The following is a 7,947-nucleotide window of genomic DNA, read 5'->3' on the forward strand; positions in this document are numbered from 1 at the left end:
GTGTCGCTCCAGCATCAGTGGCGGAAGTGGCGCACGCCGGTGAACACCATGGCCAGGCCATGTTCGTCGGCGGCGGCGATCACTTCGGCATCGCGCATCGAACCGCCCGGCTGGATCACTGCCTTGATGCCGGCGGCAGCAGCGGCGTCGATGCCGTCGCGGAACGGGAAGAACGCATCGGAGGCCATCACCGAACCCTCGACCACCAGGTTCGCATCGGCGGCCTTGATGCCGGCGATGCGGGCCGAGTACACGCGGCTCATCTGGCCGGCGCCGACACCGATGGTGCGGTTGTCCTTGGCGTAGACGATCGCGTTGGACTTCACGAACTTGGCCACCTTCCACGCGAACAGCAGGTCGGTGAACTGCTTGTCGGTCGGTGCCAGCTTGCTGACCACCTTCAGTTCGTCGCGGGTCATGCCGCGGTTGTCCGACGACTGCAGCAGCAGGCCCGAGCCCACGCGCTTGCTGTCGAAGTTGTTCAGGCCATCACCATGCGGGATGCGCAGCACGCGCACGTTGGCCTTCTTCTGTGCGTATTCCAGCGCGGCCGGCTCGTAGTCCGGGGCGATCAGTACTTCCACGAACTGGCGGTCCAGGATGACCTTGGCGGTGGCGGCGTCCAGCGGCTTGTTGAAGGCGATGATGCCGCCGAAGGCGCTGGTCGGGTCGGTGGCGTAGGCCAGCTCGTAGGCATCGCCGTTGCCGGCACCCACGGCCACGCCGCACGGGTTGGCGTGCTTGACGATGACGCAGGCCGGCGCATCGAACTGGCGCACGCATTCCCACGCCGCATCGGCATCGGCCAGGTTGTTGTAGCTCAGTTCCTTGCCCTGCAGCTGCTGGAAGGTGGCCAGGGTGCCCGGCACCGGGTACAGGTCGCGGTAGAACGCGCCGCTCTGGTGCGGGTTCTCGCCGTAGCGCAGGTCCATCACCTTCACGAAGGTGGAATTCATCTGCGCCGGGTACTCGGCGCGTGCCGGCACGGCGGCGTCGGTGGCGGTGACCGCCGACAGGTAGTTGCTGATCGCCGCATCGTACTGGGCGACGCGGTTGAACGCGGCCACCGAGAACGCGAAGCGGGTGGCAGCCGTCAGCTGGCCGCCGTTGGCGTCCAGCGAGGCCAGCAGTTCGGCGTACTGCGACGGATCGGTTGCCACTGCCACGCGGGCGAAGTTCTTGGCTGCCGAACGCAGCATGGCCGGGCCGCCGATGTCGATGTTCTCGACCGCGTCGGCCAGGGTGCAGTCGGCCTTGGCGGTGACCGATTCGAACGGATACAGGTTCAGCACCAGCAGGTCGATGGCACCGATGCCGTGCTCGGCCATCACTGCGTCGTCCAGGCCGGAGCGGCCCAGCAGGCCGCCGTGCACCATCGGGTGCAGGGTCTTGACCCGGCCGTCCATCATTTCCGGAAAACCGGTGACCTCGGCCACGTCCTTCACGGCCAGGCCCGCATCGCGGATCGCCTTGGCAGTGCCGCCGGTGGACAGCAGCTCCACGCCGCGTGCCGCCAGCGCAGTGGCCAGCTCGACCAGACCGGTCTTGTCGGAAACGGAGAGGAGGGCCCGGCGGACGGGCAACAGATCAGCAGTCATGGGACAGAATCGGCAGCGGAGCGGGGCCGATATTGTAGGCGGTGGGGGCCGGTGGCGGGTGCCGGAAGGGGTAATTTGCCGCAGCAATCGGCCCAGGACCGGGTTGGGCACATTGATCCGGCCCGATCAGGGGGCTGAGCCCCGGACCGGCGACGGGTTGTCGGAATCAGTCGACGATGGGGTAGGCTGTGCCCGCACTGCCAAGGATCAGCGGGTACGGATCATGTCGATCTATGCATTGAAAGGACGTTTCCAGGACCTGTTGCGTCCGGCCGTGCGCGGGCTCTACCGCCTCGGCATCACCGCCAACACGGTGACCGTGGCCGCCGCCGTGGTCTCGCTGCTGGTGGCCGCGGCCGTGTGGTGCTGCGCGCCTGCCCAGCCCCTGCTGTACCTGCTGCTGCCGTTGTGGATGCTGCTGCGCATGGCGCTCAACGCCGTGGACGGCATGCTGGCGCGCGAATTCGGCCAGCAATCGCGGCTGGGCGCCTATCTGAACGAAGTGTGCGATGTGATCGCCGATGCGGCGCTGTACCTGAGCCTGCTCAGCGTACCCGGCGTGCGCCCGGAGGCGCTGTGGCTGCTGGCCTGGACCGCGGCACTGAGCGAATACGCCGGCGTGCTGGGGCTGATGGTCGGGGCCAGCCGTCGCTATGACGGCCCGATGGGGAAGAGCGACCGCGCCTTCCTGATCGGCGTGCTGGGCCTGCTGCTGGCGTTCGGCTGGGGTGGTGCGATGACGGTCAGCGGCGTGGCCGCAGCCATGGCAGTGCTGTGCATGCTGACGATGATCAATCGCGTACGGCACGGGCTGAAGGAATCCGCGGCGACGCCGCGGCGATAGACACACCAAGACAACACGCCACATCAATCAGGAGATTGCATGCGTCAGGCGCAGGAACGGGAATTCCACAGCTTCGATCAGGTACCGCTGTTCTACCGGTACTGGCCGGGCACCACCGCAGCCCCGGCCAGCAAGGCCATCGTGCTGCTGCACCGCGGCCACGAGCACTCCGGCCGCGTCACTCACCTGGTCGACGAGCTGGACCTGCCCGACACCGCCTTCTTCGCCTGGGATGCGCGTGGCAACGGCCGTTCGCCAGGCGCACGTGGCGATGCACCGGGCTTCCCGGCGCTGGTGCGTGACCTGGACAGTTTCATCGCCCACATCGGCGCCGAACACGGCATCGCGGTGGAGAACATCGTGGTGATCGCGCAGAGCGTGGGCGCCGTGGTTGCTGCCACGTGGGTGCACGATTACGCACCGCGCCTGCGTGCGCTGGTGATGGCCTCGCCGGCGTTCAAGGTGAAGCTGTACGTGCCGTTCGCACGCCCGGGCTTGGCATTGATGCAGAAGCTGCGTGGCAACTTCTTCGTCAACAGCTACGTCAAGCCGCAGTGGCTGACCCATGACCCGGCGCGCGTGGAGAGCTACCGCACCGATCCGCTGATCACCCGCCCGATCTCGGTGCGCGTACTGCTGGGCCTGTACGAGGCCGCCGACCGTATCGTGGCCGATGCGCAGGCAATCAGCGTGCCGGTGCAGCTGCTGGTGTCCGGATCCGACTTCGTCGTGCATCGTGGCCCGCAGGACCGCTTCTACGAGCGCCTGTCCAGCCCGGTCAAGGAGCGCGTGCACCTGCCGGGCTTCTTCCACGACACGCTGGGCGAGCGCGACCGCGCACCGGCGCTGGCGCGCATCCGCAGTTTCATCCAGGCACGTTTCGCCGAGCCGCTGCGTGAGCTGTCACGGCGCGATGCGCACCGGCACGGGCCGACCTTCGAGGAATCGGAGATCCTGGCCTGGCCGCCGGAACGCAACAGCCTCGCGGACCTGCGCTGGCGCGTGGTGCGTGGCGGCCTGCGTTTTGGCGGCACGTTGTCCGAAGGCATCGCGCTGGGCCTGCAGACCGGTTTTGATTCCGGCAGCACGCTGGACTACATCTATCGCGACGAAGCGCGCGGCAAGGGTCCGTTCGGCCGCATGGTCGACCGCAACTATCTGGATGCGATCGGCTGGCGTGGCATCCGCATCCGTGGCCAGCACCTGCAGGAACTATTGCGCGATGCCGCCCAGCGCCTGCGTGGGCAAGGCACGCCGGTGCGTGTGCTGGACGTGGCCGCCGGGCATGGCCGCTATGTGCTGGAAGCGCTGGGCCAGGGCGAACAGCGCGCCGACCGCATCGTGCTGCGTGACTTCAGCGATCTGAACGTGACCCAGGGCCAGGCCTTGATCGAGCGCCTCGGTGCGTCCGACATCGCACGCTTCGAGCAGGGCGATGCGTTCGATCCGTCGCAGCTGGCGAAGGTCGATCCGGCGCCGACGCTGGCGGTGGTGTCGGGCCTGTACGAACTGTTCCCCGACAACGACGCCGTGCTGCGCTCGCTGCAGGGCATCGCCGCAACGGTGCCGGTGGGCGGCTACCTGGCCTACACCGGCCAGCCCTGGCACCCGCAGCTGGAATTCATTGCGCGCGCGCTGACCAGCCACCGCGGCGGCGCAGCGTGGGTGATGCGTCGTCGTACCCAGCAGGAGATGGATGAGCTGGTGCGCCTGGCTGGATTCGAGAAGGTGGCGCAGCGCATCGACGAATTCGGCATCTTCACCGTGTCACTGGCACGCCGGACCGCGTGATGGCGACACTGGCCGCCACCCCGCTGGCCGCGGAAGGGCGCCCCTGGCGGCGCGCTCTGCTGTGGCTGGCCCTGCTGGGTCCGTTCTTCTTCGCCAGCTACGGCTTCGCCAACTGGATGGCCGGTCGCCATGCCGAACTGCCGGTGATGGCGTTCGCTTGGGAGACGCGCATTCCCTTCGTCCCGTGGACGATCGTGCCGTACTGGTCGATCGACCTTTTCTACGCAGTCTCCTTCTTCCTGTGCCGGCAACGGTTGGAACTGGACCGGCATGCGCTGCGGCTGTTCAGTGCACAGCTGATCGCGGTGACCTGCTTCCTGCTGTGGCCGCTGCGCTTCAGTTTCGAGCGGCCGGAGATCGGCGGCGTGTTCGGTTGGCTGTTCGATGTGCTGCTGGGCTTCGACAAGCCGTTCAACCAGGCGCCATCGCTGCACATCGTGCTGCTGATCGTGCTTTGGGTGAAGTTCGCGCAGTACCTGCACGGCGTGTGGCGTTGGGTGCTGCATGTGTGGGCGCTGCTGATCGGTGTCTCGGTGCTGACCACGTTCCAGCACCATTTCATCGACATCCCGACCGGGCTGCTGGCCGGCTGGCTGTGCGTGTGGCTGTGGCCGGAACAGGGCACGCCGCCGCTGCGTGCCTGGCGTACTGCGCGCGATGCCAAACGTTGGCGATTGGCGGCGCTGTACCTGCTGGCGGCTACTGTAGTGCTGGTGCCGGTGGTGCTTCTGCGTGGCGCGGCGTTGTGGCTGCTGTGGCCGGTGGCGTCGCTGCTGCTGGTAGCGCTTGCCTATGCCGGGCTGGGTACGGCGGTGTTCCAGAAGCGCGCCGATGGTCGCTTGACCATGGCGGCACGCTGGCTGCTGGCTCCATATCTGGCGGCAGCGTGGATGAATTCACGGCTATGGACCCGGCGCGCGCCGCAGCCGGTGCCGGTGCTGGACGGCGTGTGGCTGGGCCGGATTCCCTGCACGGCATTGCCGACACCTTTGGTGGGCGTGGTCGATGCCTGCGCCGAGCTGTCCTGCTGCGCGCCGGGTGCGGCATACGCCGGTGTGCCGATGCTGGACCTGGTGGTGCCCACGCCGGAGCAGCTGCGCGAGGCAGCCGAGGCCATCGAGCGCCTGCGGGCGCAGGGGCCGTTGCTGGTGTGCTGTGCGCTGGGCTACTCGCGCAGTGCTGCCAGCGTGGCGGCCTGGCTGCTGCGCAGTGGTCGTGCGTCTGATGCCGATGCGGCGGTGGCGATCGTGCGTGCAGCGCGTCCAGGCATCGTGCTGGGCAAGGCGCACCTGCGCGGGATCACCGTTGCCGCCGGAGACCCTGCATGAGCACGACGCCTGACATTGCGACCATGCAGCTGCTGTTGCGGCAGGGGCGTTGGCCGGCATGCCTGTCGCTGGGGCTGCTGCTGGTGGCATTGCTGCTGCTTGGCACCGAGCCGGGCCTGGCGATGGTCGCTGCAGGGTGGTTGCTGGCCAGCATGTTTGCGGGGGCGGCGCAGACGTACCACGCGTGGCGGGTGGCGCTGGACGCCAGCCTGCTGCAGCTGCTGCGCGATGAGGGCCTGGACGGCGATGCCGCCGCGCGCCGCACCGATCAGCTGCTGCAGGACAGTGGCCTGCGCCGCGCGGCGCCCGATGCGCCCCTGCGGGGCTGGGACGCGCGCTGGGCCGGCATGCGTCGCCTGCTGCTGCGCCAGTACCTGCTGACCGCGGCGCAGTTCGCACTGCTGGTGCTGGCCGTGCTGTGGCCGCAGACGTGAACGGGAGGGACCAATGTTCGCCGAACTGATTGCCCGCGCCTGCAGTGGCGCGATCCATGTGGTGACCGGCGCGCGCGCGCTGTGGATCGGTTGCGCGCCGTCCAGCGAGCGTCGCGTGTACTACGGCAACCATGCCAGCCATGGTGACTTCGTGCTGATCTGGTCGTCCATGCCGCCTGCGCTGCGGCGCCAGGTGCGCCCGGTTGCTGCTGCCGAGTACTGGCAGCGCGATGCCCTGCGTCGCTACCTGATCGATGCGGTGTTCAACGGCGTGCTGGTCGAGCGCGAGGCCGGGCATCGCCAGCAGGACCCGCTGCAGGCCCTGCGCGATGCCGTGGACGAGGACTGCTCGTTGATCCTGTTCCCGGAAGGCACGCGCAACGTGGGCGATGAGCCGTTGCTGCCGTTCAAAAGCGGCATCTACCACCTGGCCCGGCAACGCCCGGAGCTGGAGTTCGTTCCAGTATGGATCGACAACCTGAAGCGTGTGATGCCCAAGGGCCGCTTCCTGCCACTGCCCTTGCTGTGCACGGCTACCTTCGGCACGCCGCTGCGGTTGCAGGCCGACGAGGACAAGGCTGCATTCCTGGCCCGCAGCCGGCAGGCGCTGCTGGACCTGGCGCCGAACGGAGGGCGCGCATGAGTTTCCTGATCGATGTGTCCGGCGACCTGGCAACGCAGAGTGTGGGCCAGCAGACCGGCCTGCTGTTCGCCGGCGTCGGTGCGGTGCTGGTACTGGCCACGCTGGTGGCCGAATCGCTGCGCTGGCGCCAGCGCGGCCGGCCCAGCGCGGTGATCGCCAATCTGGTGTCGCGCATCCGCGCATGGTGGGTGATGGCGATCGTGGTCGGGCTGGCGCTGTTCTTCGGCCGTGCCGGGGTGATCGTGCTGTTCGCGATCATCTCGCTGTTCGCGCTGCGCGAGTTCATCACCCTGGCACCGACGCGCTCGGGTGACTACTACGCGCTGCTGGCGGCGTTCTACATCGTGCTGCCTTGGCAGTACTACCTGGTGTGGATCGACTGGTACGGGATGTACACGCTGCTGATTCCGGTCTATGCGTTCCTGTTCCTGCCGATCCTGTCGACCATCGGCGGCGACACCACGCACTACCTGGAGCGCACGGCGAAGGTGCAGTGGGGGCTGATGATCTGCGTGTTCTGCATCTCGCACGTGCCGCTGCTGCTGAACCTGCACGTGCCCGGCCATGATCCGTCGCGCAATGTGCTGCTGTTCGCCTTCCTGGTGATCGTGGTGCAGTCCTCGGACGTGCTGCAGTACATCTGGGGCAAGCTGCTGGGCAAGCACCTGATCGCGCCGAAGCTGTCGCCGTCGAAGACGGTGGAGGGTTTCATCGGCGGCGTACTGAGTGCCAGCGCGCTGGGCGCTGCGCTGTGGTGGATCACCCCGTTCACGCCGCTGCAGGCGTTCGGCCTGTCGCTGCTGATCAACCTGATGGGATTCTGGGGCGGCCTGGTGATGTCGGCGATCAAGCGTGACCGTGGCATCAAGGATTGGGGGCACATGATCGAGGGCCATGGCGGCATGCTCGACCGGCTGGATTCGGTGTGCTTCGCCGCGCCGGTGTTCTTCCATGTGGTGCGGTATTACTGGAAGGCGGGCGGGGGCGGGTGATTCTGCCGGGCTTCCATCCACGCATGGCGTGGATCTACCGGTAGTGGGGGGGGGGGGGGGGGGGCGCCCCCCCCCCCCCCCCCGCCCCCCCCGCCCCCGCCCCCCCCCCCCCCCCCCCCCCCCCCCCCCACCCCCCCCCCCCCGACCCCCCCAGACCCCAACAAAGCAATTGCTCGGAACTGCGGACTTGCCCAAGGAGACACCCCCGTTCGGACACAGGAAGTTGCCCCAGCTCATCTGGTCGCGCGGCGGGGCGGACACAGCATAAAATTTGTTGCTCTCGGTTTCACTTCGACCCGTCCATACGCTTGGCGCTT

7 protein-coding genes are annotated in these 7,947 nt (G+C 67.9%); 6 read left to right on the forward strand and 1 reads right to left on the reverse strand.

Features of this window, described 5'->3' with window-relative positions:
- Positions 1–14 precede the first annotated feature (14 nt).
- Positions 15–1,598: a bifunctional phosphoribosylaminoimidazolecarboxamide formyltransferase/IMP cyclohydrolase gene (purH, locus tag QRO91_RS09420; RefSeq protein WP_049428986.1), complete on the reverse strand. Its 1,584-nt coding sequence runs from the start codon at positions 1,596–1,598 to the stop codon at positions 15–17.
- A gap of 223 nt (positions 1,599–1,821) precedes the next feature.
- Here purH and QRO91_RS09425 point away from each other — a divergent pair, with 223 nt between their 5' ends.
- Genes QRO91_RS09425 through QRO91_RS09450 form a run of 6 tightly spaced genes read left to right on the forward strand, consistent with a single transcriptional unit; the run spans position 1,822 to position 7,630 of the window.
- Entirely contained in the window at positions 1,822–2,442 is a 621-nt protein-coding gene (locus QRO91_RS09425) for a CDP-alcohol phosphatidyltransferase family protein (RefSeq protein WP_049428985.1), read from the forward strand.
- A 39-nt stretch (positions 2,443–2,481) separates the two neighbouring features.
- A complete protein-coding gene (locus QRO91_RS09430; RefSeq protein ID WP_049428984.1) occupies positions 2,482–4,233 on the forward strand; it encodes a bifunctional alpha/beta hydrolase/class I SAM-dependent methyltransferase in 1,752 nt (583 codons plus the stop codon).
- A gap of 23 nt (positions 4,234–4,256) precedes the next feature.
- Entirely contained in the window at positions 4,257–5,561 is a 1,305-nt protein-coding gene (locus QRO91_RS09435; RefSeq protein WP_238378662.1) for a phosphatase PAP2/dual specificity phosphatase family protein, read from the forward strand.
- Positions 5,558–5,995, forward strand: a complete 438-nt coding sequence (locus tag QRO91_RS09440) for a hypothetical protein (RefSeq protein WP_049428982.1) — start codon at positions 5,558–5,560, stop codon at positions 5,993–5,995. Before QRO91_RS09435 ends, QRO91_RS09440 begins: the two co-directional genes overlap by 4 nt.
- 13 nt (positions 5,996–6,008) lie before the next feature.
- Positions 6,009–6,638, forward strand: coding sequence for a 1-acyl-sn-glycerol-3-phosphate acyltransferase (locus QRO91_RS09445; RefSeq protein WP_049428981.1), 630 nt, complete (start codon positions 6,009–6,011; stop codon positions 6,636–6,638).
- Positions 6,635–7,630, forward strand: coding sequence for a phosphatidate cytidylyltransferase (locus QRO91_RS09450; RefSeq protein WP_049428980.1), 996 nt, complete (start codon positions 6,635–6,637; stop codon positions 7,628–7,630). The genes QRO91_RS09445 and QRO91_RS09450 overlap by 4 nt, the downstream gene beginning before the upstream one ends.
- Positions 7,631–7,947 lie beyond the last annotated feature (317 nt).

Source organism: Stenotrophomonas maltophilia group sp. Smal32 (assembly GCF_030237085.1).
Taxonomy (GTDB): domain Bacteria; phylum Pseudomonadota; class Gammaproteobacteria; order Xanthomonadales; family Xanthomonadaceae; genus Stenotrophomonas; species Stenotrophomonas maltophilia_Q.

Coding starts and splice junctions, on each gene's coding strand:
- purH (WP_049428986.1), bottom strand. CDS start 1,598: ATGACTGCTGATCTGTTGCCCGTCCGCCGGGCCCTCCTCTCCGTTTCC.
- QRO91_RS09425 (WP_049428985.1), top strand. CDS start 1,822: ATGTCGATCTATGCATTGAAAGGACGTTTCCAGGACCTGTTGCGTCCG.
- QRO91_RS09430 (WP_049428984.1), top strand. CDS start 2,482: ATGCGTCAGGCGCAGGAACGGGAATTCCACAGCTTCGATCAGGTACCG.
- QRO91_RS09440 (WP_049428982.1), top strand. CDS start 5,558: ATGAGCACGACGCCTGACATTGCGACCATGCAGCTGCTGTTGCGGCAG.
- QRO91_RS09445 (WP_049428981.1), top strand. CDS start 6,009: ATGTTCGCCGAACTGATTGCCCGCGCCTGCAGTGGCGCGATCCATGTG.
- QRO91_RS09450 (WP_049428980.1), top strand. CDS start 6,635: ATGAGTTTCCTGATCGATGTGTCCGGCGACCTGGCAACGCAGAGTGTG.